Raw genomic sequence first — 24,439 nt, 5'->3', positions numbered from 1 at the left:
GCGGCATGACCGGCCCCGTGCTGCTGCTCGCCGCGGCCCTCGTCCTGATCCTGGCCAACGGTTTCTTCGTCGCCGCCGAGTTCGGACTCGTCACCGTCGAGAAGGCGGACGCCGAGCGCGCCGCCGCCGACGGCGACCGCCGCGCCCGCACCGTGGTCTCCGCCCTGCGGGAACTCTCCTTCCAGCTGTCCGGCACCCAACTGGGCATCACGATCACCTCCTTGGTGGTCGGCATGCTCGCCGAGCCCGCGCTGGCCCAGCTGCTGGCCGGACCGCTGCTCGCCACCGGCCTGCCCCGGGGCGCGGTCCCCGGTACCGCCGTCGTCGTCGGCATGCTGCTGGCGTCCGCCGTCCAGATGGTCGTCGGCGAGCTGGTGCCCAAGAACTGGGCGGTCTCCAAGCCGCTGCCCGTCGCCCGGGTCGTCGCCGGCCCGCAGCGGGCCTTCTCCCGCTTCTTCCGCCCGGTGATCACCCTGCTGAACACCGTCGCCAACCGCCTGGTGCGCGCGCTGGGCGTGGAGCCGACCGACGAGCTGGCCTCCGCCCGCACCCCCGGCGAACTGGTCTCGCTCGCCCGCCACTCCGCCCGCGCGGGAGCGATCGAGCAGGACACCGCGGATCTGTTCGTCCGGACCCTGTCGCTGGGTGATCTGACGGCGGAGAACGTCATGACCCCCCGCGTACGGGTGAGCGCCCTCCAGGCGTCCGCGACCGCCGAGGACGTGGTGAACCTCACCCGCGCCACCGGACTCTCCCGCTTCCCCGTCTACCGCACCCGCCTCGACGAGGTCGTCGGCATGGTGCACCTCAAGGACGCCCTGGCCGTCCCCACCCACGACCGGCTGCGCATACCGGCCGGCCGGATCGCGGTGCCGCCGCTGCTGGTGCCCGAGACGCTCCCGGTGCAGCCGCTGCTGGAGCGGCTGCGCAGCGAGCAGCCGATCGCGGTGGTCGTCGACGAGTACGGCGGCACGGCCGGCGTGGTCACCCTGGAGGACATCATCGAGGAGCTGGTCGGCGAGGTCCGCGACGAGCACGACCGCGTGGACCTGCCCGAACTCGGTCAGGCCCCGCCGGAGGAGGGCCGCCCCGCCTGGGACGCCGACGGCGGCTGCCGGGTGGACACCCTGCGGCGGATCGGCCTGGACGCCCCGGAAGGACCGTACGAGACGGTGGCAGGACTGGTGGCGCACATACTCGGCCGGATCCCGGCCCCGGGCGACATCGCGGAGCTCGACGGCTGGCGGCTGCGGGTGCGGCTGGTGTCGCACCACCGCGCCGAGCGGATAAGGATCGTGCGGACCGCGACCGTCATCCCGCCGGCCGCCCCCGAGGCACCCCGCGAGCCGGTCACCGCCGGCCTGGAGGTGGCCCGATGACGCTGGCCCAGCTGTTCTTCGCGCTCCTGCTCGTGCTCGCCAACGGCTTCTTCGTCGGCGCCGAGTTCGCGCTGGTCTCGGTACGCCGCAGCCAGATCGAACCGCTGGCGACCGAGGGCTCCACCCGCGCCCGGCAGGTGCTGCACGGCCTGGAGAACCTGCCGCAGATGATGGCCGCCGCCCAGTTCGGCATCACGGTCTGCTCCCTGACGCTCGGTGCGGTCGCCGAGCCGACCGTCGCCCGCCTCCTGGAGCCGCTCTTCGAGGCCGTCCACCTCCCGGCGGCGCTGATCCACCCGCTCGGCTATGTCATCGCGTTGGCCCTGGTGGTCTTCCTCCACCTGGTCATCGGCGAGATGGTCCCCAAGAACCTGGCGATGGCGGCGCCCGAGCGGACCGCCCTGTGGTTCAGCCCCGGGCTCGTCGCCTTCGCCCGGCTGTGCCGCCCGGTCACCGCACTGCTCGGCGCCTGCGCCCGCGGGGTGCTGCGGCTCTTCCGGGTGGAGCCGAAGGACGAGGTCGAGGCGGTCTTCACCAGCGAGCAGCTGACCCACCTGGTGGAGGATTCCGGCCAGGCGGGCCTGCTCGACCCGGCGGAGCAGGAGCAGCTCTCCGACGTCCTGGAGCTCGGCAGCCGCCCCGTCACGGACGTCCTCCTCGACCGGGCGGCGCTGGTGACCGTCGAACCGACCGTGACCCCCCGCCAGGTGGAGGAGCTGACCGTACGGACCGGCTACTCCCGCTTCCCGGTGTGCGCGGCCGGCGGCGCCTACATGGGCTATCTGCACGTCAAGGACGTCCTCGACCTGGAGGAACGGGACCGCGCGGTGCCCCAGCGGGTCTGGCACCCGATGACCACCCTGCGCGCCGAACTGCCCCTGGACGACGCGCTGACCGCGATGCGCCGGGCCGCCTCCCATCTGGCGGCGGTCGCCGACGCGACCGGCCGGGTGCTCGGCCTGGTCGCGCTGGAGGACGTGCTGGAAATGCTGGTCGGCGAGGTCCGCGACCCGGCCCACCGCCGGGCCCCGGCCGCCCGCGCCGGCCGGCGGGGCGCGGGGGAGCGGGTCACCGAACCCCGCGAGGAGGCACCGCTGCCCGCGGAGGACCGGGCGCTGGCGGGCTGATGTCTCCGGCCGGTGCCCGGGCACCGGCCGGAACACCGCGGCACGGCCGCCCCGCCGCCGTGCGCCGCCGCTCCGGCTCGTGTCGCCGCCGTGGTCAGAACTCCGGCCGCCGCGGCGTCTCCGGGCCGCGGCCCGAGAGGACCTCGCCGTACGCCTGCATCAGATCCGGCAGCCGCAGGGTGGCGAGGTCGTCGCGGCTCGGGGCGCCGCGCCACTGCGACAGCCGCAGATCGCGGTAGGCGCAGCTCTTCTCGTACAGGGTGCGCAGAAAGCGGCCGTTGCCCAGCTCGTCGATCCAGCCCTGGTCGACGACATGGCCGCTGATGCTGCCCAGCTCGTCGCGGGCCTCCTCGTCCCAGTGGTCGCCGTTCTCGGCGGCCAGCACCTCGCCGATGGCGGTCAGCTCCGCCGGCCGGTAGCTGGGGAAGTCGACCCGGCTGGTGAAGCGCGAGGACAGCCCGGGGTTGGCGGCCAGCAGCCGGTCCATGCCCTCCGGATAGCCCGCCAGGATGACGACGAGCCGGTCGCGGTTGTCCTCGGCGCGCTTGAGCAGCACCTGGAGCGCCTCGTCGCCGTAGGCGTCGCCCTTGCTGTAGCCGGAGTTGGACAGGCTGTAGGCCTCGTCGACGAACAGCACCCCGCCCAGCGCCGAGTCGATCAGCTCATTGGCCTTCACCGCGGTCTGCCCGAGGAACTCGCCGACGAGATCCGACCGCTGGGCCTCCACGAGGTGGTCGCCGCCCAGCAGCCCCAGGGCGTAGAAGACCCGCCCGAGTATCCGGGCCACGGTCGTCTTGCCGGTGCCGGACGGGCCGGAGAAGACGAAGTGCCGCTTCGGCGGCTGCACCGGCAGCCCCTGGCTCGCCCGCAGCCGCGCCATCCGCAACTGCGCCGACAGCGCCCGCACCTGCCGCTTGACCGGCTCCATGCCGACCATCCGCTCCAGCTCGGCCAGCGCCTTCTCCAGCAGCACCGGGTCCGCGGGCCCGGCGGGCAGCCGCTCGGCGCCGCGCGGCACCGGTGCCGCCGACTTGGCCCGGGCCGCGGCCCCGCCCCCGGCCGGCGCGCCGCCCACTCCGGCGTCCGGTGCGTCCGCCTCACCGCCCACCAGCAGCTCACGGCCGTCGGCGGGGTCGAGCGGGGCCATCGGATCCGGATCGCCGCCGGCCTCCTGGCCCAGCCCGGACGCGGGGACCGTCGCGAGGTCGGAGCCCTCGTCCAGCCCGTCGCCCGCGGCGATGGCCGCGAGCCGCGCCGCGGTGTCCATGAACGCCGGGTCGACGCGGTGCACCGCACGGTAGAGGGGGAGGGCGGCGGCGCTGCGGCCGGTGCCCTCGTGGGCGCGGGCGAGCCAGTAGCGCAGCTCCTTGCGCTGCGGCTGCTCGCTGCGGCAGCGCATCAGCGCGGCGGACAGCAGGGGCTCGGCCTGCCCGTACATCTCCAGCCGCACCCGGGCCATCCCGCCGAACAGCCCCGCCTCGATGCCCAGCACCGGGTCGCCCAGCAGCGGCTCGGTGTGCCGCACGAGCTGGTCCCAGTCCTTGACGAGATAGGCGCGGCAGGCGTGCAGAAAGCGCACCTGCGGGTCGGTGTCCACGGGCGGGCAGCCGGCCAGCGCCTGGTCCAGCTCCGCGACATGCCGGCCGTCGAGCCAGTGGGAGGCGTGCGCGAGCAGCAGATCGCGGCCGGTCTCCAGCACCGGCTGCACCCACCAGCCCAGCCAGTACCAGGAGTTGAGGGTGCGGCGGTGGCGGGCGCGCATCTCGCCGAAGCGGTCGCGGTGCCGGTGCATCCGCAGCAGGGCGATGGAGGTGTCGGCGCGCAGGGCGTGCAGCCCGAGCCAGGCGTCGGCCATCGTCGGATCGATCCGCACCGCGGCCCGGAACTCCTCCTCCGCCTGCGGATACGCGCCCACCGTGTAGGCATCGACCGCCCGCAGCCATGCCAGCTCGGCCGGGGCGGGCGAACCCTGAGTGCCGACGTCCATCCCGTCCCCCCACAAAACAAAACCCCGTGCCGCCGGGCGAGTGCGGGCCGCGATCTGTCGAACCGGCGTGCGGGGGACGGGAGTTGACCGTCATCGCGCACACCTCGGTCCCTGGCCTGCGGCGGCCCGGACTCGCATGGTACCCGCGGGATCGGTGCAGGCCGTAGAGGGCGGCACGGGGCGAGAACTGACCGTTGGGTACGTCGCGACGGCGCGAAGAATGCGGTGACCCAGGGTGAGGGAAGAGCGGCGCCCGACGGGCGGCAAAGGGGGATTTGCGCAGAACGAAGCCCCCGATCACGGGGGAACAACCGGGGGCTTCGCATCTGCGGGCGGTCCGTAGAACCGCACATTGAGAACGTAAGTCCTGTACGCCCGTTAGGTCAAGCCGAGTTGAGGCACTCGGCGGGACCCTGTCGGCGCCCCCGGGCGCGTCGCCCGTCGTTCGTTACGCAGCGTTAAATGTGGGGCCGTTCATGACGCCGCGGACGGTCCCACAAGTACCTCGTACCCCGTCTCCCCCTGATGCACCAGGAAATCCGCATACGGACGGGAGGGGTCCGCTGTGAAGTGCGCGCGCTCCGATGGAATCCAGCCACTCCAGAACGCGGAGAGACCCGGCCCGTCCCGGAGTTGACCCCTTTCCCAGGAGTGTTCGCTCGCCAGTTCCATCCACAGCAGGCACGCCAGATACGGCCGCAACGCCCGCCGCCCCGCGCCCACGCCCTCGACCAGCACCAGCGGCGCCGGTGCCAGCTCCCGCTGTCCGGTGAACTCGCCGCGCACCCAGTCGTAGACCCCGTACCGTGCCGTCTCGCCCCGTGCGAGCGGTTCGAGGACCTGCGCACCGAAGCGGTCGCTCCAGGCGAACAGCTCCTCATGGGTGGCGAGGTCGTCGGTGTGCACCACGGGTGCCCCGCCGAGCGCCCCGGCCAGGTCCGCGGCGAAGGTGGTCTTGCCCGACCCCGCGTGCCCGTCCACCGCGATCAGCCGCACCGGCCCGCAGGACGGCGGCAGGGCGTGCAGCCGGGTGGCGAGCGAAGCCAGATCATGATCCATCGCGCCAGCGTACGGGGCGGGCCCGCACCACCGCCCGCCAGTGGTCCACACCAATATTGCCGCCGCGACGCGCCCCGCACCGCCTTCCGCAGCGGGCTCGCAAGGGCAATAGTTGAGCCACGGCTGATCCGCCCCGGCCTGCCCGTTCTCTCCTGCCCGCTCGCACGCATCCGACTGGGGGAACCACCATGACCAGCTCCGCGCCCCGGCGCACCGTCCTGGCCGCCGCGCTCGCCGCCGCGGCGGGTGCCGCCACCCCTTCGGCGCAGGCCGCCGGCGCCTCCCGCGCGCCCGCAGCGGGCACGGCCGCCGCGCCCACCGCCCCGGACACCGCCGCGCCCCGGAAGAGCCTCGTGGACTATCACGCCTGGACCACCGCAGCCGACTGGGCCAGGGGCCACGCCCGGGGCACCGGCCTTGCGCCCGGTGCCCGCCCCGGCATCCGCCTCGTGCACCCGGCCGGCACCGTCGACTACCGCGACCCGCACACCGGCAGGTCCGCCGCCTGGGAGTACGCCACCTGGACCTCCCCGGTGCACACCCTCACCGCCCCGGCCACCGAGGCCGTCGCCTCCTGGAACGCGCACACCCCTCCCGGCACCTGGATCGCCGTCGAACTGCGCGGCGGCTACTCCGACGGCGGCCACACCCCCTGGTACGTCATGGGCCGCTGGACCTCCGGCGACGGCGACGCCGACATCCGGCGCACCTCGCTCGACGGCCAGAAGGACGGCCGCAGCAGCATCTCCACCGACACCTTCGCCATCGACACCCCCGCGAGCGGCCTCCGGCTGGCCTCGTACGAACTCCGCGCCACCCTCCACCGCAGGCCCGGCACCCGGCTCACCCCCACCGTCTGGCGGCTGGGCGCGATGGGCTCGGACCTCCCCGACCGCTTCGAGGTGCCACCGTCCGCGCCCGGCCGGGTCGGCCGCGAGCTGGTAGTCCCGCGCTATTCGCAGGAGATCCACAAGGGCCAGTACCCGCAGTACGACAACGGCGGCGAGGCCTGGTGCAGCCCCACCTCGTCCCAGATGATCATCGAATTCTGGGGCCGCAAGCCCACCCAGCAGCAACTGTCCTGGGTCAACCCCGACTACGCCGACCCCCAGGTCTGCCACGCCGCCCGCTACACCTTCGACTACCAGTACGACGGCTGCGGGAACTGGCCCTTCAACGCCGCCTACGCCGCCACCTACCGCGACCTCCAGTCCGTCGTCACCCGCCTCACCTCCCTCACGGACGCCGAACGCCTCATCCACGTCGGCATCCCCGTCATCACCTCCCAGTCCTTCCTCAAGACCGAACTCGACGGAGCGGGCTACGGCACCGCCGGCCACCTGATGACCGTCATCGGCTTCACGAAGACCGGCGACGTCATCGCCAACGACCCGGCCTCTCCCGACGACGCCGCCGTCCGACACGTCTACAAGCGCTCGCAGTTCGAAACCATCTGGTTGAGAACGAAGCGAAAGGACGCAAACGGCCAGGTCAAGAGCGGTTCAGGAGGAGTCTGCTACCTCTACTTCCCGGCCCACCCGACCGCGTCCCAGCGGCAGGTGCTGGCGGAGCTGGGGGTCCGCTGAGCATGTGCACCCCGAAGGTGGCCTCGATGTGACCTGACGGCAGCGCTCCTGCCGTCGAGGGTGAGGTGGCCGCACCGGTCCACCGTGCTTGATGGAGCTGTGGCCCATCCAACGGGACGCCTCGTGGATGGGCACGCCGTTGCTCAGGGTCATGGTGGCCCACTTGTACCGCAGGTCGTGGGGTTTGTAGCGGGGGAGCACGATGCTCGGACATCGCCGACGGGGTGGCGCGGCAAGGGAGATTGAAGTGCCACCCCTCCGCGTGGCTCACGCCCCCTCCCACGCCCACCTGATCAGCGGCACGGCCTTCTCCGGGTCGGCTGCCGAGGCGAGGCGCACCTCCAGGTCCCCGGTCCCGAGGTGCCCGATGCCGCGCATGTCCCGGGTGAAGCCCTCCTCCAGTGTGACGGTGTCCGGGTCGAGTCTGAGAGAGACCAGGGTCGCCGCGTGCTTCGAACGGAAGATCACCGATGCCACGTTCACCAGCCGCCGGTAGGCGATCTAGTGCCGCAGAGGCGCCACCTCGACCTCGTCCCACGCCGTCAGAGCGTCGTCCGGCTCCGCGTACAGGTCCCGCAGGCACTCAGGGACGAGACCAGGAGCCACCAGAACCGGTGCCGCCGGCGTGCTGTCGATCGCCGCGTCCCGCTCCCGGTTCCGCCGAGACGAAGCGGCGCTCGGCGACCCAGGCGAAGAGTCCACGAGCAGCAGGCTCAGCAAGTCCCCCTCGAGGACGCGGTAGTGCACCAGGTCGATCTGCTCGGGCAGCCGCTGCACGGCCACACGGTCGTGATGGGAGAAGCCGGCCGCGATGCAGACCATCCGCGGTCGACTCCAGTCGATCGACTCGGCAACCTCCACGCCCAGCCCCCTCCGGACAAGCGCCTCGAACTCGTGGTGCGCCGAATCCAGCCAGGACATGTAGGAGGCGGCCTACGACAACACCCCGCTATCGGCGCCCTTCTTGTACTCCACTTTACCGACCGCAGGAGCTCGGGCGTCGACTCTGAACTGCAAAGATTCATGGACTACATGTCTGTGACGGCGAGTCGGTACCTCATGAGAACCGGGAACGCTCCGCATGGCCGACTGGCAGTGGAGCGTTTCACTGGTGAACGCGACGCGTGATCTCCAGCGGGTTCTGGTGCATCGTCGTACGGCCGGGCGAGGTAGCTGACGCTGCAGGGGTAGGTCTGTTGCGGCGTCACTGCCTGTCGGTTTCACTGCTGGTGGCCGTCGGGGGGTCTTCGTGTCGCGGTAGTGGCTCCTCAGTCGGGAAGAAGATGGAACTCACCAGGTGGGGCTTGCGGCCCGGTGCGGGCCCGTTGCCCGCGCGTGACGCGAAGGAATGACGCAACTCGCTGATCATCTCGGTGAGTTCGTCGGGGCTGAGCCAGAGGGTGCCCTGCCGGTAGCCCACGGAGTCGGCGAACGGGTCGGCTCCCGGCCGGTCGAGGTAGGCGTTGAACTCGGCGAGCAGGGCGGCCATGGCGGCGGCGAAACCGCGGCTGTGGTCGTCCAGGGACATCGACGCCCCCGCCTCGGGGCCGATCGCCATCCGGTCCCGGCGCAGTCGGTAACGCCGTTCCACCGCACCGCGCACCCGCTGCTCGTCCACCACCTCCAGGACTCCCCCCTCGGCCAGCAGGCCGACGTGCCGGTACACGGTGGTCTTGGGGACATCGGGCAGCGCCGCACACAACTCGGCGGTAGTGCGCGTCCGCTCACCGGACATGGCGTAGGTGATGCGTAGCCGCACCGGGTGCAGCAGCAAGTCGAGAGTGTCCACCCCGCAATGATCCCATATCTGGTAACGTTCCCAAAGTTGGGAACAATGAAGGGGGAGAGAAGTGACCACGAACAACTCACCGGCTCCGGCTCGGCTGAGCACCGAGGCGTTACGGCCACTGCGAACGCTGGACCCGGACGGGCCGCAAGAGGATCTGGCATGGCTGGATGAGGCGATCGGCGACGCGAGGGTGGTGGCGATCGGCGAGAACGCGCACTACAACCGCGAGTCCTACCAGCTGCGCCACCGCCTGACGCGGTACCTGGTCGAGCGGCACGGGTTCGGCGCCTACGCGATGGAGTCCGGATTCGTCGAGGGAAGACTCACCGACGAATGGATCCGCGGCGGCCAGGGCCAGCCCGGCAACGTCATGGCGAACGGCATGACCTCGCTGATGGGACTGTGGACCGAATTGCGGACCCATCTGGAGTGGATGCGGCAGCACAATCTCGAATCCGCCGACCCAGTTGGCTTCTACGGCATCGACCTGTCCGGCTCGAACGTCTCCCTGCTACCCGGCCTGGACACCGTCATCGCCTACCTCGCACACGCAGACCCTGAGTTCGAGATGGATCCCAGGATTCGCGAGACGGCCTCGGCCTTCGCGGCGCCGTCCGCATTCTCCCTTTCCCAGTCCGTCGCCGCCTACGGACAGCTCGCACCTGAGCAACGCGATGCACTGACAGCAGGACTCGCCGACCTCACCGCACAGATGGAGGGGCGACGCCTGGACTACCGGCAGCGCACGACTGCCGACACCTACGAGCGCGCACTGCGCGCGCTGCACCTGACCGTCACCACCGATGCGATTGCCCGCGCGATGGCCCGTGGTGACCACGGCAGCGTGCTCTTCAACCGCGACGCCGCGATCGCGGACACCGTCGAATGGATCCTGCACCGGGAGGACCGGATCGTTCTGGCCGCCCATAACGGCCACATCCAGCGCTGGCCCGCCCACTGGCCGGGCATGCCTCCTGCGTCGACCATGGGCATGCACCTTGCTGACCGGATCGGCGAGGGCTACCTGGTCATCGGCACCACCAACGGCACAGGCCAAACCCTCAATAGCGGAGCCGACTTCTACGCCGGCAAGCTCTTCACCGACCTGGAGCCTCCCCAGCCCGGCAGCCTCGACGCGCTCATGGCCGCCAGCGGTGACGGCCCCTTCGCCACCGACCTGCGGCGGCTGTCACCGGCCGACACCGAGGCCGTTCGGGCCATCTCCCGGCAGCGTGTCGGCACTCTCTACTGCGATGTGAGCCCCCTGGACGCCTATGACGTCATCGTTCACCTCCCCCACGTCACCGCAGCCGAACCCGACGACACCGCCCTCGCCGACTCGCCTCACGACGTACAGAAGGCATTCTCCCAGTGGAAGCCGCGATGACCCTGCTCCAGCGGGAGCCGACGTAACCAACGCGCTTCTGGACGGCCCGGCCACCGGGGCTTCCCTTCGGGTGGTCCGTGCAGCTCGCGGTCGAAGGCGTCGGCGTTCTCTGCCTCGACTACGAGACGTTCGCGCTCGCCGGCCCCGAGGGGCATGTGCTGTATGTGTACTTTCCACGGCCCGGCGGCGAGGACGACACAGCACTGCGGCTGCTCGCGGCAAGCCGGCGTTGACGAATTCTGTTGCAGGCGCGTTCGGTTGTCGACGAGGCCAAGGATTCCCGCCCCGACACCTCGTTCGCGGCTGTCGTCACAGGCTCAGCAGCAGGTCCCGGACGGCTGCGGGGTGAGACAGGAACGGGTGGTGGCCGGCGTCGAGTTCAACGATCCGGTCGGCGCGGCGGGCGAACTCGCGTTGCCGTCGCGGCGGCGTGCCCCGGTCCTGGGCGCAGACGAGGTAGGTCGAGGGCACCTGCTGCCATGCGGCCGCCCCGACCGGCTGCCCGGTCACCCGCACGCTCTGCCGGGCGAGGTGGTCCGCCGCCTCCGCCTGGACCTCGGGGGCGCAGTCCTGAAGGAAGGTGTCCACGAGCAGCTCGGGGCGGACCCCGAACGTGCCGGCGTCGGGGTCCACGTCGAGGAACGGGGCGGGGCCGCCGTCCCCGAACTCCGAAAGGCTCTGGCCGACTTCGGGCAGGTAGCTGGAGACCAGCACGAGGTGGCGCACCGCCCCGATCCCCGCGGCGGCCTCCGCCGTGACGATCCCGCCGTAGCTGTGGGCGACCACCACGGTCGGCTCGTCGCCGGCCTGTAGCACCTGCCGCACCGCGGCGACATCCTCGGGCAGCCCCGGACCGCTGTCGCCGCCGGGCAGGCCCGCCTCGCCGCAGCTCGGCAGCGCCGGGGCCACGCTCGGCACTCCCCGCTCCCGCAGCAGCTCGGCGGTGCGGTGCCACCACCACGACCCGTCCCGCACACACGCACCGTGCACGAACACGACTCTCATCGCACCTCCAGATGGGTGACGATCACTCCCCTGAACCGGGGTCCTTGCGCTGATTGGCGTGGAAGCGCGCCTTCTTCTGGCGATTCCCGCACGTGTTCATGTCGCACCATTTGCGGGTGCGGCTCTGGCTGGTGTCGAAGAAGGCGGCTCGGCAGGTCGGTGAGGCGCACAAGGCCAGTTTTCCGTCTCGTTCGCCCGCGATGATGCTGATCGCGTCGGCGGCGATCACGCTGAGGGCATCTTCCACGAGAGAAGACGAGCTGAGCTGCCATCGCCGCTTGCCCTCGGGGGTGAGGATCGCCGAGGCCCGCCCCTGAGCGCTGCGGTCATTGATGACCTTGACGGCAGACGCGGGGAGAGCGTCCTGGAGCGCGGCCGCGGTCGCGGCGGCGTGAATCGACTCCCGCAGTTCCCGGGCGAGGTCGAGCTGGGCGGTGGTGCAGGAGTCCACGGCGAGGCCGTTCACCGCAAGCCAGTCGATGAGTCGCTGCGGCGTGGGGATGCGCTCCACCGCGTTGCCATGCCGCTCGGAGAGAGTCCCCGTGAAGCTGGTCGCCAGGACATTGCCGAGGCGGAAGTCGGGGAAGCCGGGACGCACACGCATGGAACCACCTTAGACGGTTGCAGTGCGGCGCGGGGAGCTGTTAGAACCGCCTTGGCCGGTTCCACGATGCCCAGGAGGTCCCATGTCCCGTCCCGCCAGCGATGTGCAAGCTTTCGAAGCCCATGCACCCGACGCCGACCTCGATGATCTGCGCGCGCGATTGGCCGCGGCGCGGCTACCGGAGGCCGAGACGGTCCATCCCGCCGCGCCCGGCCCCCGCCGATGGGAGCAGGGTGTTCCTCTCGCCGACCTCGTCGAGGTCGTGAACTACTGGCGCACCGGGTACAACTGGCGGTCGTTTGAAGAGCGCCTTAATCGCATCGGGCAGTTCCGTACGACCATTGATGATCTGGGAATCCATTTCCTGCACCGCCGCTCTGCGCGCGAGGACGCCACTCCGCTGATCTTGACGCACGGCTGGCCGGGAAGCATCGCGGAATTCATCGATGTGGTCGACGAGTTGGCGGATCCGGACGATGTGGACGCGCCGGCATTTCACGTCGTGGCTCCGTCGCTGCCGGGCTTTGGTTACAGCGACAAGCCGGCCACCACCGGATGGGGAACCGAAAAGACCGCGGCCGCCTGGGTGGAACTGATGGGGAGGCTCGGCTACAGCAGGTTCGCCGCCCACGGCGGTGACTGGGGAGGCAATATCACCACGGTGCTCGGCGGCAGGTTCCCGGCGCACGTTCTCGGTATCCACACCACGTTCGCGGAGGGGCCGCCCGGGCTGACCATGGACGGGCTGACGGCGGTCGAGCGCACGTGGGCCGAGGACACCCGCCATTTCTGGCGCCACCGCGCGGCATACGCGAAGCAGCAGGCGACCCGGCCGCAGACCATCGGGTACTCGCTCGTCGACTCACCGGTCGGGCTGCTCGCCTGGATCCTGGACAAGTTCGCCGAGTGGACGGATACCGAAGACAGCCCGTTCGAGACGATTTCCCGGGACCGGATTCTCGATGACGTCACCCTGTATTGGCTGACGCGGAGCGGCGCATCGGCGGCCCGCATCTACTACGAAAGCCACAACTCGCTGGACCCCGAACTCCGGGTCGACGTCCCGTCGGCGATCACCATGTACCCCCGCGACATCGAGAAGTGTCCGCGCCCCTGGGCGCAGGAGCGGTACCGGCAGATCGTCCGGTGGAGTTCGCCCGAAAGCGGGGGACATTTCCCGTCGCTGGAGGTCCCCGAGTATTTCGTCAAGGATCTGCGAGAGGGCCTCACGGCAGTGCTGGCGGCCGCCGGTCGGTGAACGCGGATCGGCGACTCGGACTCGCTCACCGCCACAACGACAAAGGCAAGGAGAGAACTCTCCTTGCCACTCTCAATTTATAGCGGGTTGGGGGGCTTGCGGCAAGGCCCGGGTCGTGCCGCAGAATCGTCGGCCGATGCCACAACCTGCGGAAATGAGGGCACGACGTGCGTGTGTTGTTGTCGGTGTACGGGGTCCGCGGTGACGTGGGGACGGTGGGCGGACCGGCGTTGCGGGGGCAGGCGCCGGTGATGCGGTCGGCGGACGCGGAGCCCCGGAGCGCGGCCGTCCCGGAGGTGTCGCGATGACCGAGCAGTATGTGTGGGACCTCCACGAGGCCGACGAGACGGATGTCGCGGTCGTCGGCGGCAAGGGGGCGCAGCTGGGCGGGCTGTCTCGGATCGAAGGCCTCCGTGTGCCGGATGGCTTCTGTGTGACGACGGATGCCTTCCGGCGGATCATGGCAGAGGCGCCGTCGACCGGCGATCTGCTCGATCGGCTGTCGCGCGTGGACCCGGACGACCGGGAGGCGATCCGCACGCTCGGCGCGCGGATCCGCCGGATCATCGAAGACACCGCCATCCCGGAGGATCTCGCGGCGGCGATCACCCGCGGGCTCGCCCGGTTCGGCGAGCGGGCCGCCTTTGCCGTCCGGTCCAGCGCGACGGCGGAGGACCTGCCGACGGCGTCCTTCGCCGGTCAGCAGGACACCTACCTGAACGTCGTGGGCCCGACGGCGGTCCTCCGGCACGTCAGCCGGTGCTGGGCCTCGCTGTTCACCGAGCGGGCCGTGGCCTACCGCCGGGGCAACGGCATCGACCACCGTGCGGTCCACATGGCGGTGGTCGTGCAGCGGATGGTCGTCCCGCAGGCGGCCGGCGTGCTGTTCACGGCCGACCCGGTCACCGGCAACCGGACGGTGGCGACCGTGGACGCCGGATTCGGCCTGGGCGAGGCCCTGGTCTCCGGCCTGGTGAATCCGGACGTCTTCACGGTGCGGCACGGCGAGGTCGTCGCCAGGACGATCGCGGCCAAGCGGTGTGCCGTGCAGGCCCTGCCGGGCGGCGGGACGCGGGAAGTGGCGATCGACGCGGAGCGGCAGGAGCAGCCGGCGCTGACGGATGCGCAGGTCGTGCGGCTCGTGCAGCTCGGGCGGCGGATCGAGGCGCACTTCGGCCGCCCGCAGGACATCGAATGGTGCCTGGTCGACGACGGCTTCCGGATCGTGCAGAGCCGGCCGATCACGACGCTGTTCCCCCTTCCGGAGAGCGGCGACCAGGACAATCACGTCTATGTCTCCGTCGGTCACGGGCAGATGATGACCGACCCCATGAAGCCCCTGGGACTCTCCCTGTGGCGGCTGACGGCCATGGTGCCGATGCACGAGGCCGGCGGGAGGCTGTTCGTCGATGTCACCCGGCGTCTGGCCGCGCCCGCGAGCCGCGCCGGCCTCCTGGACGTCATGGGGAGGGGAGATCCGCTGACCAGGGACGCGCTGGAGACCGTCCTCAACCGCGACGGCTTCGTCCCGTCGCTGCCGGACGCGGGCCCCGGCGGGCCGCCGGTGGGCGGGGCGTCCGCCCCGGTGGAGACCGATCCCGCCGTCGTCACCGGGCTGATCGAGCGCAGCCGGGAGTCCATCGCCGCCCTGGAGCGCGACATCCGCACGAAGTCCGGGCCGGCGCTGTTCGACTTCCTGCTGGAGGCCTTCGAGGAGCACAAGCGGGTCCTCGGTGATCCGCTGAACCTTCAGGCGATCATGGCGGGGATGGAGGCCACCTGGTGGCTCAACGACAAGCTGGGGGAGTGGCTCGGCGAGAAGAACGCGGCCGACACGCTCACGCTGTCCGCCCCCGGCAACGTCACGTCGGAGATGGGGCTGGCGCTGCTCGACGTGGCGGACGTGATCCGCCCGCATCCGGAGGTGGTGGAGTACCTGCGGGGCGTCGAGTGCGTCGACGATGCCGAGGACGCCGAAAACGCCGCCTTCCTGGGCGAGTTGGCGAAGCGCGCGGGCGGGGCCGCAGCGCGCGACGCCATCGAGGACTACCTCGACCGGTACGGTATGCGCTGCGTCGGCGAGATCGACATCACGCGGCCGCGGTGGCGCGAGCGTCCCGGCGCGCTGGTGCCCGTGATCCTCGACCACGTCAGGAACTTCGCGCCGGGGGCCGCCGAACGGCGCTTCGCGCACGGGCGGGAGAAGGCGCAGCAGAAGGAACAGGACGTGCTGGCACGCCTGCGGGCCCTGCCGGACGGGGACCGCAAGGCCGCCGAGACCAAGCGGATGATCGACCGGGTCAGAACCTTCATCGGGTACCGGGAGTACCCGAAGTACGGCATCGTCAGCCGCTACTTCGTCTACAAGCAGGCCCTGCTGGCGGAGGCCGAGCGCCTCGTGCAGACCGGTGCGCTTCCGGAGAAGGAGGACGTCTTCTACCTCACCTTCCAGGAATTCCGGGACGCCGTGCGCGCACAGGAGGTGGACGGCCGGCTCATCCGGCAGCGCAAGGACGCCTTCCGGTCGTACCACGCGCTCACCCCGCCCCGGGTGCTCACCTCGGACGGCGAGGCGCTCACCGGTGCGTACCGGCGCGACGACGTACCGGCCGGCGCCCTGACCGGCCTGCCGGTCTCCGCCGGGATCGTCGAGGGGCGGGCCCGCGTCATCCTGGACATGGCCAAGGCCGATCTCGAAGCGGGCGACATCCTGGTCACGACCTTCACGGACCCCAGCTGGTCGCCGCTGTTCGTCGGCATCGCGGGCCTGGTCACGGAGGTGGGCGGCCTGATGACCCATGGCGCGGTGATCGCCCGCGAGTACGGCCTGCCCGCCGTCGTGGGCGTGGAGCAGGCCACCCGGCTGATCCGCGACGGGCAGCGGATCCGGGTGCACGGAGTCGACGGGTACGTCGAGATCCTGTCCTGACCGGTCGGGACGGGCCGGGCCCGGCGCTCGCACCGGCCACGGTGCGGGACGACCGGGCCCCGCCTCCCGGCAGGGGGCACCGCTATTCCCGGTCCTCGGGCTCGGGCTGGTTCTCCTCCGGCGGCGGCGTTGTCGTCGACGGAGGAAAGAGACGGTCCTCGAAAATGTCCAGCCCGATCATCACGAGCAGAAGTATCCACGGCACAAGCAGACCCATCACGACCACGGGGCCTCCCGACGAAGGTGTGATCACGAATGCGATGCGAAGGCGTAGGTCATTTCAGCGTCAGCTGAATGGAGGAACCCCGCAAGTTCGCCGCGAAACGGGTCGGCCATTCGGGTGAGCGTGATTTCGCGTGATTTCTGCTGCGAATGTGGTTTCTTTGGCGCACGTGGTTTCTTATGCGAAAAGGCCGGTGCGGTGAAAGACCGGTGCAGTGACGGGCCGGTGCGGTGCGTGCTGAACCGGTTGTCCTGGCCCCTCGCCAGCCGGTGCCTACTCGACTTGTCCCGCGTCGCCGGCGTCGGCGTGCAGAGCGCGGTGCCAGTCCAGCTGGGCGGTGAGGGTGTCGTCGCCGGGGCGCTGCGGGGGCGGGCCTCCGGCGGCGCGGGCCGGGGGGCGGGTGCCGCGGGAGATCTCTCCGCTGACGGTGATGTTGTGCTCCACGCGGGGGCGGCGGCAGGCCTCGTAGAGGGTGAGGGCGCTGTCCAGGTCGGGGGTGTCCCGCAGGGACTTGGCGAGGATGACGGCGTCCTCCAACGCCATCGAGGCGCCCTGGCCGGTCGCCGGTGAGGCCGCGTGCGCCGCGTCGCCGATGAGCAGCGTGCGTCCGGAGTGCCAGGGGGTGCCGGGTGGGATCTCGGTGGCGTGGGTGGCCATGAGGTCGTCGGTGGAGGCCGCGACGATGCCCGCGGCGGGGGTGGCGTCCTTGCCCAGCAGCGCGACGAGGTGTGCGCGCCAGCGGGACGGCGTGGGGGCCGCAAGCTCCTCGGCGGGCACGGGGTCGCCGCCGACGCGGGCGAACCAGTACACCTCCCCGTCCGGCGAGACCGCGTAGCCGAAGGCGGCGGCGCTGCCCCGCACCATGGTGAGGTGACCGGTGTCCTCCGCTACCGGGGCGGTGCGCGTGTAGCCGTAGTAGACGCTCTGCCCCGCGTAGACGGGCGCCACGCCGGGGGCGACCGATCGCCGGACGGCCGAGTTCAGGCCGTCCGCGCCGATGAGCAGGTCGCCGGTCGCGACGCTGCCGTCGGCGAACCGCGCGCTCACGCCGTCGGGGCCGTTCTCCACGGACACCAGCCGCGCGCCGTGCGACACCCCGATGCCCCGGCGGACCGCCTCGGCCTGGAGGGCGGCGTTCAACTCCCCGCGGCGCAGGCACCGGTACCGCAGCAGGGTGTCGTCGGCCTCGCCCAGCGGCACATGGGCCATCTCGCCGCCCCGGTCGTCGAGCACCCGCATGGTGCGCAGCGGGAAGCCGCGCGAGGTGACCACCTGCGAGGCGTCGAGCTGCGCCAGTGCGCGCATCCCGTTGCTCGCCAGGGTCAGGAACGCCCCGATGTCCTCGGCCGTGCCGGGATGCGCCTCGTGCACGGTGACATCGAGACCTGCCTTGTGCAGGGCCAGCGCGGTCGCCGAACCCGCGATCCCACCACCGATGACCAGAATGCGTGTCACGTACCGGTCCGCTCTGTTGTGTCGGTCCCCTCGGGCGTCCGGATCCATGATGCACCCGGCCGTGGTGTGCGACGGGGCGTAGTACGCAAGGGGCGACCGACCCGTAACTACGCTGCGCATCAGGCCTCTTGAGCCCCAGTGGTCTCCCGGGTCAAGGGCGCGTCGTCGGCCGCGACCGGTGCTGGTGCGGTCGGGGCCCTCGCGGGCGCGCCCGGGTTCAGGCGCGGGCGGGAGTGCCGGACCGGGTGCGGGTGCGCAGGCCGGTCACCACGGCGACGCTCGCCACCAGCACCACTCCTGCGGCGATCCGGTAGCCCAGCGCCGTCGCCTCGGTGAACGCGGTGGCCGCCGCGGTGCCGTGTCCCGCTACCGGGGCGAGGTGGGTGGACAGTGCGGTGCCCGTCACGGCGATACCCAGGGCCGCGCCCAACTCCCGTGCCGCGCCCTGGAGTCCGGATCCCATGCCGGAGCGGCTCGCCGGTACGGAGGCCACGATCGCATGCGACAGGGTCGGCATCGCCAGCCCCGCACCGGCCGACAGCACCAGCAGGAACACCAGGTAGCGGAGGTAGGAGGTGTGGGCATCGGCGGTGGAGAGCAGCAGCAGACCGGTCCCGATCAGGACCAGTCCGGCGCCGGCCGTGCGGGCCTCGCCGAGCCGCTCGGCGCCGCGCACGCCGAACTTCGTGCACACCATCATTCCCACGGCCAGCGGCACGATCGCGGCACCCGTCTGCACCGGTGAGTACCCCTTCACGTACTGCAGGAACTGCCCGTTGACGTAGAACAGCGCGAACATCCCGAAGAAGGCGGTGGCGATGCCGACGCTGCCGGCGCGCAGCCGCGGCAGCCGGAACAGCCGGGGATCCAGGATCGGGTGCGCGGCGCGCAGACCGTGCCGGACGAACACCGCGAGCAGCACCAGCGCCAGGGCGAAGGCGCCGGTCACCGGGGCCGAGAGCCAGCCTCGGTCCGGGCCCTCGATGATGCCGAAGAGCAGCGTCCCGGCGCCGAGGGCCAGCAGTGCCGAACCCGGCAGGTCGAGCGCCGCGGTCTGCGTCGGGACCCGGGGCGCGGACCGGGCGACCCAGACGAACAGGGCCAGGGCGAGCGGCACGTAGCCGAGGAACAGCCCCTGCCAGGGGAGGTACTGCACGAGCAGTCCGCCGCCCGCGTTGCCGACCAGGCCGCCGGCCCCCATTGCGGTGCTCCAGGCGGCGACCGCCCCGGCCCTGCGGTCGGGCGGGGAGGCGTGCAGCAGCACGGACATGGTCGCCGGCACCAGCAGCGCGGCTCCGGCACCCGAGAGGGCGCGGCCCGCCATCAGTACCGGCAGCGCCGGGGCCAGGGCGCACAGCAGGGCGCCCGCGCCGAACGCGCCCAGCCCGGTCAGGAGGGTGCCCTTGCGGCCGAAGCGGTCGCCGAGTGCCCCGGCCGGGATCAGCAGTCCGGCGAAGACCAGCACATAGATGTCGACGATCCACAGCATCTGGGTGTGGGAGGGGTGCAGCGCACTCGCGGTGATCTTGGGTATCGCGAGATTCATCGCGGCCACCAGGGACTGTGCGACCAGGACGCAGGCGCACATCGCGGCGGTCACCGCACGCCGCCCGTGGCGGACACCGGCGGCGGGAACGGGAGGGGAAGCGGTCGTGGTCATGGCCGGCACGTTAGATTTCGCTCTAATTAACTTCAAATGCAAGGTATGCACTCCATGATTGCGCGAAACGCAAACATCGACCTCAACCTGCTGACGGCGCTGGACGCCCTGCTCGAAGAGCAGAGCGTGACGGCGGCCGCCGACCGGCTGGGGCTCTCCGGGCCGGCCATGAGCCGGGCGCTCGGCCGGATCCGCCGCACGACCGGCGACCCCGTGCTGGTCCGCGCCGGCCGCCACATGGTCCCCACGCCGCGGGCGCTGGAGATCAGGGCCGAGGTGCGAAGGCTGGTGGAGGCGGCCCACGGCGTGCTGGCCCCGTCCGCACCGGCCGACCCGGCGGCGCTGGCCCGCGTCTTCACCCTCCACGCCAACGATGTCTTCGTCACGGTCCTGGGCCCGGCCCTGCTCGCCCGTGCCGCCGAACAGGCTCCGCAGGTCGTGCTGCGCTTCCTCGGCGAGGGTTCGGTCGACGTTCCCCTGCTGCGGGACGGCTCCGCGGACCTCGAACTCGGGGTCATCGACAGCCTGGAGCCGGAGATCCGCAGGGAGGAGCTGTTCGTCGACCACAGCGTCGCGGTGGTGCGGGACGGTCACCCGCTGACCCGCGGAGAGCTCACCCCGGCCCGCTTCGCCGCCGCGCAGCACCTCAACTACTCCCGCCGCGGCCGGCTGACCGGCCCGGTCGACGCGGCGCTCGCCGCACTCGGGCTGCGGCGGCGGGTGATCGCCACCGTTCCGACCTTCGCCGCTTCGCTGATGATGGTCCAGGACAGCGACGCCGTCGGCCTGGCGAACGCCCGGGCCGCGGCCCCGACCGTCCGCCGGCTGGGCCTGCGCACCCTGGCCGTCCCGCTCGAACTGCCGCCGATGACGCTGGAGATGGCCTGGCATCCGCGCCAGGAGGCCGACGCCGGGCACCGCTGGCTGCGCGGACTGGTACGCGAGACGGTGCGCGACGTCCTGCGGGAGCTGCCGCCGGAGAAGGCGTCCGGCTGAACGTCAGAGCAGGGGTGTCAGGGCCTGGGTGGCGGCGCGCAAGTCCGGTGCGTAGGACGTGAGTTGGTCGCGCGGCACCAGGAAGGTCACGGTGGTGAGGGAGACGCCGGCGACCGGGCGGCCCGCGTGGTCCAGGACGGCCGCGCCGATGCAGCGGACGCCGGGTTCGTTCTCCTCCTCGTCGATGGCGAAGCCGCGGGCCCGGACGGATTCCAGGTCGGCCTCCAGCGCCTCGGGCGTGGTCAGCGTCTGCGGGGTGCGGGCCGGCAGGCCGCCGCCGGTGATCAGCGCCCGGACCTCCTCGGCGGGGAGGTGGGCCAGGATGCTCTTCCCGATCGCGGTCGTGTGCAGGGGCATCCGCAGGCCGATGCGTGAGGCCGTGCGGAAGGGCTGGTCGCCCTCCAGTTTGCGGATGCAGGTGATGGTCTCGCCGCTGTGCAGCGCCAGGTGGACGGTCAGCCCGGTGGTGTGCTGGAGCTCGTCCAGGATGTGCCCGATGCTCGCCGGCTCCGCACCGCCGATGACCTGCGCGGACAGCCCGCGCAGCCGTGGGCCGACGCCATAGCGGCCGCCGGCCTCCTGGCGTACGAAGCCCTGCGCGCTCAGCGAGGCCAGGATCCGGTAGGTGCTCGACTTCGGGACGGCGGCGGCCTCGGTGATGCCCGTCAGGCGGTGCGGACCGCCCGGGGCGGCCACCGCTTCCAGGATGCGCAGCGACTTCTCCAGTGCGGAACCGGCCGCCGAGGTCCGGCCGCGGCGTGCGGTCGCCCCGGGCTGCTCGGGCGCGCTGCCCGCGTCGTCCGGACCGACTGTGCCATCCGCGCCGACTGCCTCGGCTGCGTCCTCCGCGTCCTCCGCGTGGTGCGGATCGTGCGATTCGGGTCTTTGTTCCCTTGGCACGGGATACCCCCGTTTGCTTACGGTGGCGTCACAAAGTTCTGCTACACGATACATCGTTTCACTACGTGGAACAGGGGACGAGCTTTCCTTCCCCGAGCCGCCTTCGCCGGCTCCGTCGGGCGCTGCCCGCTCGCCCGCCCCTTCCTGCTCCACGCCCCCACCCCCCTCCGTGCAGCAAGGAGGCTGCGCATCATGACGACGATCACCGAGGCCAAGGTCCTGATCACCTGCCCGGGACGCAACTACGTCACCCTCAAGATCGCCACGTCCGACGGCGTCACGGGCATCGGCGACGCCACGCTCAACGGCCGCGAACTCTCCGTCGCCTCCTACCTGCGCGACCATGTGTGCCCGCTGCTGATCGGCAAGGATCCGTCCTGCATCGAGCGCATCTGGCAGTACCTCTACAAAGGTGCCTACTGGCGGCGCGGGCCGGTCACCATGACGGCCATCGCGGCGGTCGATGTCGCCCTGTGGGACATCAAGGGCAAGCGGGCGGGTCTGCCCGTCTACCAACTGCTCGGCGGCGCCTCCCGCGACGGGGTCACCGTCTACGGCCACGCCAGCGGCGAGGACATCCCCGGGCTCCTCGACGAGGTCGGCCGCCTCCTGGACCGCGGCTTCCGGGCGGTGCGCGCGCAGGCCGCCGTCCCCGGCGTCGGGACGGTCCACGGCGTGCCCGAGGGCCAGCGGAACGCCGGTGAGCCGGCCGCCGTCGAGCGGCCTCTCGTGGAGGGCTGGGACACCGGCCGGTACCTCAACTGGGTGCCGCGGTACATGGCGATGGTGCGCCAGGAGTTCGGCCACGGCTTCCACCTCCTGCACGACGTCCACCACCGGCTCACCCCCATCGAGGCCGCCCACCTGGGCAAATCCCTGGAGCTGTTCCGGATGTTCTGGATCGAGGACCCGACCCCGGCCGAGGACCAGGAGGCCTTCCGGCTCATCCGGCAGCACACCACCGCGCCGCTGGCGGTCGGCGAGGTCTTCAACTCCATCTGGGACTGCCAGTACCTGATCACCGAACGGCTCATCGACTACATCCGCACGTCCGTCTCGCACGCGGGCGGTATCAGCCACCTCCGCAAGATCCTCTCGCTGGCGGAGCTCTACGGCGTCCGCTCCGGCGCGCACGGCGCGGGCGATGTGTCGCCGGTCTCCTTCGCCGCCGCCCTGCATGTCGACCTGTCCGTGCAGAACTTCGGGATGCAGGAGTACATGGAGTACCTGCCCCCGTGCCAGGAGGTCTTCAAGACCACCTGGAGCTTCGAGGACGGCCTGATGCACCCCGGCGACGCCCCGGGGATCGGCGTCGAGTACGACGAGGAGGCCGCCGCCCGCTTCGCGTACGACCCGAAGTACCTTCCGGTGAACACCCTCGCGGACGGTTCGGTCCACGACTGGTGAACGGGGCGGCGACCGGCCGTGCGCGCCCGGGCGCACGTCACGGTTGTGTAATACGGCGATTCGGGCGCCAACGCGCCGGGTGCTGACGGCCTCTCACTTCGCAGCAACTACATGAGGAGTGGGAGATGTTCCGTAAGTCCTTACGCCTGATCGCCGTGCCCGTCGCGGCCCTCGCGCTGCCCCTGACGATCGCCGGGGCCCAGGCCGGCGCGGCCACCGCACCGGCCCCGGGCGGCGCGGCAGTGGCGGGCAAGAAGGCAGCGGCCCCGTGCCTGGCCGATGCCACCACGCTGGTCGGCGACCTCGACGGTGACGGCCACCCCGACAGGATCAGCAACCCCGGCCTCACCGGCACCAAGGTGACCGTCCAATGGGGTGCCAAGAACGGGACGTTCGGCCCCACGTACGCCGTGAGCACCCTGCTCGGCGCGAAGAAGGGGGAGGTCACGACCGCCGCGGTCGCCGACTTCCAGCGGGACGGCACCCTGGACATGGTAGTCAACGTGGTCAAGCCGGCCGACGGGGACGACGCCGCCACGGCCCGCATCGCGCAGTACCGTCCCGGCCCCCTCAAGCGGGCGGACCTCGGCTCCGCCACGGCCCGGCACTCCGACATCGGCGACCGTGGCGAGGCGCGGCAGCTGCGGATCGCCAACTACGGCGGCGATGCCTACCCGGACCTCGCGATCCTCGACAACGCCGGTGACGGGCAGCTGGACCGGGATGTGCGCCTGACGAAGCCGGGCAGCGGCCCGGGTGCCCACAGCTACGAACTCCAGGTGAAGTACGGGGCGTTCGGCTCCACGTCCGAGCCGCCGGCCATGCCCGGCGACGGCTGGAAGCACTTCTACAAGCCCTGCTCCTGACCACGACCGGGCGCCGGCGGTCCTCCGGGCCCGCGCCCGGAGCCGTCGGCGGTCCGGAGTCGTGCCGGACGGCAGAAGTCCCCGGCTGGACGGGGGAGACCAGCCGGGGACTGTAGTGCGGGTGCCCGCGGATCCGGGAGGGAAACCCCGGGCGCCGGATTTCCTGCCCGGTTACTTGGTGCAGGTGTTGAGCATCGACGTCAGGGCGGACTTCTCCTTGGCGGTGGTGGTCAGCTTCCAGATGGACTTCACGTGGGTGTAGTCCTCGGCGTAGGTGCACCAGAAGGCGTGGTTGGTGGGCTTCCAGTCGGCTGGGCCGCTGTCGCTCTTGGAGCTGTTGGAGGACTCGGAGGCGATCAGGAGCTGGGGGTCCTTCAGGTCGTTGCCGAACGCTTTGCGCTGGTCGGCGGTCCACTTGGCGGCGCCCGAGCGCCAGGCCTCGGCGAGCGGGACCATGTGGTCGATGGTCGCCTGGGCCACCGAGGTCACCGTGGTGTTGTCGTAGGCGGAGTACCACTTTCCGCTGGCCGGCTGGCACTTCTTGGCGGACTCGTCGACGACGTCCTTGCCGTCGCGGGCCAGCACGTCCTGGCGGGTGGTGCAGCCGTCGGACTGCTTGGCCCAGATGTCGAACTTGTCGCGGGCGTAGCCGTCCATGGAGCCCGGGGTGGCGATCTTGAGAGCGGCGAGTTCGGTCTGCGCGGTCGACTTGCCGGGCGGAGCCGGCGGGTCGGCGAGGGCGGGCGCGGCGGTGAAGCCGAGGAAGGCGAGCGAGGCGGCGGACAGGCCGAGAACGGCATGGCGCATGAGGTCTCCAGAAGT

At 71.5% G+C, this 24,439-nt stretch carries 20 protein-coding genes and 1 pseudogene; 10 read left to right on the top strand and 11 right to left on the bottom strand.

Annotated elements, in window-relative coordinates:
* Window positions 1–5: 5 nt before the first annotated feature.
* Both IEY78_RS09070 and IEY78_RS09065 read left to right on the top strand, forming a co-directional pair.
* Entirely contained in the window at window positions 6–1,379 is a 1,374-nt protein-coding gene (locus tag IEY78_RS09070; protein WP_189097092.1) for a hemolysin family protein, read from the top strand.
* The gene (locus IEY78_RS09065) at window positions 1,376–2,506 is read left to right on the top strand and encodes a hemolysin family protein (RefSeq protein ID WP_189097091.1); all 1,131 of its coding nucleotides are present in this window, start codon (window positions 1,376–1,378) and stop codon (window positions 2,504–2,506) included. The genes IEY78_RS09070 and IEY78_RS09065 overlap by 4 nt, the downstream gene beginning before the upstream one ends.
* A 94-nt stretch (window positions 2,507–2,600) precedes the next feature.
* On the opposite strand, the gene IEY78_RS09060 is transcribed toward IEY78_RS09065, so the two are convergent.
* Both IEY78_RS09060 and IEY78_RS09055 read right to left on the bottom strand, forming a co-directional pair.
* The gene (locus IEY78_RS09060) at window positions 2,601–4,493 is read right to left on the bottom strand and encodes an AAA family ATPase (RefSeq protein WP_189097090.1); all 1,893 of its coding nucleotides are present in this window, start codon (window positions 4,491–4,493) and stop codon (window positions 2,601–2,603) included.
* Window positions 4,494–4,967: 474 nt separating this feature from the next.
* Complete coding sequence (locus tag IEY78_RS09055; protein ID WP_189097089.1) at window positions 4,968–5,552, bottom strand: uridine kinase family protein; 585 nt, start codon at window positions 5,550–5,552, stop codon at window positions 4,968–4,970.
* 188 nt (window positions 5,553–5,740) lie between these two features.
* Here IEY78_RS09055 and IEY78_RS09050 point away from each other — a divergent pair, with 188 nt between their 5' ends.
* Entirely contained in the window at window positions 5,741–7,138 is a 1,398-nt protein-coding gene (locus IEY78_RS09050) for a C39 family peptidase (protein WP_189097088.1), read from the top strand.
* A gap of 267 nt (window positions 7,139–7,405) precedes the next feature.
* On the opposite strand, the gene IEY78_RS34260 is transcribed toward IEY78_RS09050, so the two are convergent.
* From IEY78_RS34260 to IEY78_RS09040, 3 genes are all read right to left on the bottom strand, one after another.
* Entirely contained in the window at window positions 7,406–7,621 is a 216-nt protein-coding gene (locus IEY78_RS34260; protein WP_229699801.1) for a hypothetical protein, read from the bottom strand.
* An 18-nt stretch (window positions 7,622–7,639) separates the two neighbouring features.
* A complete protein-coding gene (locus IEY78_RS34255) occupies window positions 7,640–8,059 on the bottom strand; it encodes a hypothetical protein (protein ID WP_229699800.1) in 420 nt (139 codons plus the stop codon).
* A 283-nt stretch (window positions 8,060–8,342) separates the two neighbouring features.
* On the bottom strand, window positions 8,343–8,927 hold the full coding sequence (locus IEY78_RS09040; RefSeq protein ID WP_189097087.1) for a helix-turn-helix domain-containing protein: 585 nt from the start codon (window positions 8,925–8,927) through the stop codon (window positions 8,343–8,345).
* 61 nt (window positions 8,928–8,988) lie between these two features.
* Here IEY78_RS09040 and IEY78_RS09035 point away from each other — a divergent pair, with 61 nt between their 5' ends.
* Window positions 8,989–10,314, top strand: a complete 1,326-nt coding sequence (locus tag IEY78_RS09035) for an erythromycin esterase family protein (RefSeq protein WP_189097086.1) — start codon at window positions 8,989–8,991, stop codon at window positions 10,312–10,314.
* Window positions 10,315–10,358: 44 nt separating this feature from the next.
* Window positions 10,359–10,547 (top strand): annotated as a pseudogene (locus tag IEY78_RS09030) (hypothetical protein); the annotation flags it as partial.
* Between the two features lie 76 nt (window positions 10,548–10,623).
* Here IEY78_RS09030 and IEY78_RS09025 read toward each other — a convergent pair.
* A complete protein-coding gene (locus tag IEY78_RS09025; RefSeq protein ID WP_189097084.1) occupies window positions 10,624–11,319 on the bottom strand; it encodes an alpha/beta fold hydrolase in 696 nt (231 codons plus the stop codon).
* A 22-nt stretch (window positions 11,320–11,341) separates the two neighbouring features.
* Window positions 11,342–11,917, bottom strand: coding sequence for a CGNR zinc finger domain-containing protein (locus IEY78_RS09020; RefSeq protein ID WP_189097153.1), 576 nt, complete (start codon window positions 11,915–11,917; stop codon window positions 11,342–11,344).
* Between the two features lie 88 nt (window positions 11,918–12,005).
* On the opposite strand from IEY78_RS09020, the gene IEY78_RS09015 reads away from it, so the two are divergent.
* Window positions 12,006–13,181, top strand: coding sequence for an epoxide hydrolase family protein (locus IEY78_RS09015; protein ID WP_189097083.1), 1,176 nt, complete (start codon window positions 12,006–12,008; stop codon window positions 13,179–13,181).
* A gap of 304 nt (window positions 13,182–13,485) precedes the next feature.
* Window positions 13,486–16,110, top strand: coding sequence for a rifamycin-inactivating phosphotransferase (gene rph / locus IEY78_RS09010; protein WP_189097082.1), 2,625 nt, complete (start codon window positions 13,486–13,488; stop codon window positions 16,108–16,110).
* Window positions 16,111–16,606: 496 nt separating this feature from the next.
* Here rph and IEY78_RS09005 read toward each other — a convergent pair whose 3' ends face one another.
* Window positions 16,607–17,788 carry an FAD-dependent oxidoreductase gene (locus tag IEY78_RS09005; RefSeq protein ID WP_229699799.1) on the bottom strand — a complete coding sequence of 394 codons (1,182 nt, stop codon included), beginning with the start codon at window positions 17,786–17,788 and terminating at the stop codon, window positions 16,607–16,609.
* Between the two features lie 217 nt (window positions 17,789–18,005).
* Window positions 18,006–19,448, bottom strand: coding sequence for an MFS transporter (locus tag IEY78_RS09000; protein ID WP_189097081.1), 1,443 nt, complete (start codon window positions 19,446–19,448; stop codon window positions 18,006–18,008).
* Window positions 19,449–19,502: 54 nt separating this feature from the next.
* Here IEY78_RS09000 and IEY78_RS08995 point away from each other — a divergent pair, with 54 nt between their 5' ends.
* On the top strand, window positions 19,503–20,444 hold the full coding sequence (locus IEY78_RS08995) for a LysR family transcriptional regulator (RefSeq protein WP_373294097.1): 942 nt from the start codon (window positions 19,503–19,505) through the stop codon (window positions 20,442–20,444).
* A 3-nt stretch (window positions 20,445–20,447) separates the two neighbouring features.
* Here IEY78_RS08995 and IEY78_RS08990 read toward each other — a convergent pair whose 3' ends face one another.
* Window positions 20,448–21,344 carry an IclR family transcriptional regulator gene (locus IEY78_RS08990; protein WP_189097079.1) on the bottom strand — a complete coding sequence of 299 codons (897 nt, stop codon included), beginning with the start codon at window positions 21,342–21,344 and terminating at the stop codon, window positions 20,448–20,450.
* Between the two features lie 192 nt (window positions 21,345–21,536).
* Between IEY78_RS08990 and manD the strand changes: the two genes are divergently transcribed.
* Together manD and IEY78_RS08980 are read left to right on the top strand one after the other, a co-directional pair.
* A complete protein-coding gene (manD, locus tag IEY78_RS08985) occupies window positions 21,537–22,751 on the top strand; it encodes a D-mannonate dehydratase ManD (protein WP_189097078.1) in 1,215 nt (404 codons plus the stop codon).
* Window positions 22,752–22,876: 125 nt separating this feature from the next.
* Entirely contained in the window at window positions 22,877–23,617 is a 741-nt protein-coding gene (locus IEY78_RS08980; RefSeq protein ID WP_189097077.1) for an FG-GAP repeat domain-containing protein, read from the top strand.
* A gap of 171 nt (window positions 23,618–23,788) precedes the next feature.
* Here IEY78_RS08980 and IEY78_RS08975 read toward each other — a convergent pair whose 3' ends face one another.
* Entirely contained in the window at window positions 23,789–24,424 is a 636-nt protein-coding gene (locus IEY78_RS08975) for an HNH endonuclease family protein (RefSeq protein WP_189097076.1), read from the bottom strand.
* Between the last annotated feature and the right edge of the window lie 15 nt (window positions 24,425–24,439).

The organism is Streptomyces kronopolitis (assembly GCF_014646275.1).
GTDB lineage: Bacteria > Actinomycetota > Actinomycetes > Streptomycetales > Streptomycetaceae > Streptomyces > Streptomyces kronopolitis.
The sequence above is the reverse complement of the archived record's forward strand: the minus strand, read 5'-3'. Positions and strand labels throughout refer to the sequence as shown.

Coding starts and splice junctions, on each gene's coding strand:
- IEY78_RS09070 (WP_189097092.1), top strand. CDS start 6: ATGACCGGCCCCGTGCTGCTGCTCGCCGCGGCCCTCGTCCTGATCCTG.
- IEY78_RS09065 (WP_189097091.1), top strand. CDS start 1,376: ATGACGCTGGCCCAGCTGTTCTTCGCGCTCCTGCTCGTGCTCGCCAAC.
- IEY78_RS09060 (WP_189097090.1), bottom strand. CDS start 4,493: ATGGACGTCGGCACTCAGGGTTCGCCCGCCCCGGCCGAGCTGGCATGG.
- IEY78_RS09055 (WP_189097089.1), bottom strand. CDS start 5,552: ATGGATCATGATCTGGCTTCGCTCGCCACCCGGCTGCACGCCCTGCCG.
- IEY78_RS09050 (WP_189097088.1), top strand. CDS start 5,741: ATGACCAGCTCCGCGCCCCGGCGCACCGTCCTGGCCGCCGCGCTCGCC.
- IEY78_RS34255 (WP_229699800.1), bottom strand. CDS start 8,059: ATGTCCTGGCTGGATTCGGCGCACCACGAGTTCGAGGCGCTTGTCCGG.
- IEY78_RS09025 (WP_189097084.1), bottom strand. CDS start 11,319: ATGAGAGTCGTGTTCGTGCACGGTGCGTGTGTGCGGGACGGGTCGTGG.
- IEY78_RS09015 (WP_189097083.1), top strand. CDS start 12,006: ATGTCCCGTCCCGCCAGCGATGTGCAAGCTTTCGAAGCCCATGCACCC.
- rph (WP_189097082.1), top strand. CDS start 13,486: ATGACCGAGCAGTATGTGTGGGACCTCCACGAGGCCGACGAGACGGAT.
- IEY78_RS09000 (WP_189097081.1), bottom strand. CDS start 19,448: ATGACCACGACCGCTTCCCCTCCCGTTCCCGCCGCCGGTGTCCGCCAC.
- IEY78_RS08995 (WP_373294097.1), top strand. CDS start 19,503: ATGATTGCGCGAAACGCAAACATCGACCTCAACCTGCTGACGGCGCTG.
- manD (WP_189097078.1), top strand. CDS start 21,537: ATGACGACGATCACCGAGGCCAAGGTCCTGATCACCTGCCCGGGACGC.
- IEY78_RS08980 (WP_189097077.1), top strand. CDS start 22,877: ATGTTCCGTAAGTCCTTACGCCTGATCGCCGTGCCCGTCGCGGCCCTC.
- IEY78_RS08975 (WP_189097076.1), bottom strand. CDS start 24,424: ATGCGCCATGCCGTTCTCGGCCTGTCCGCCGCCTCGCTCGCCTTCCTC.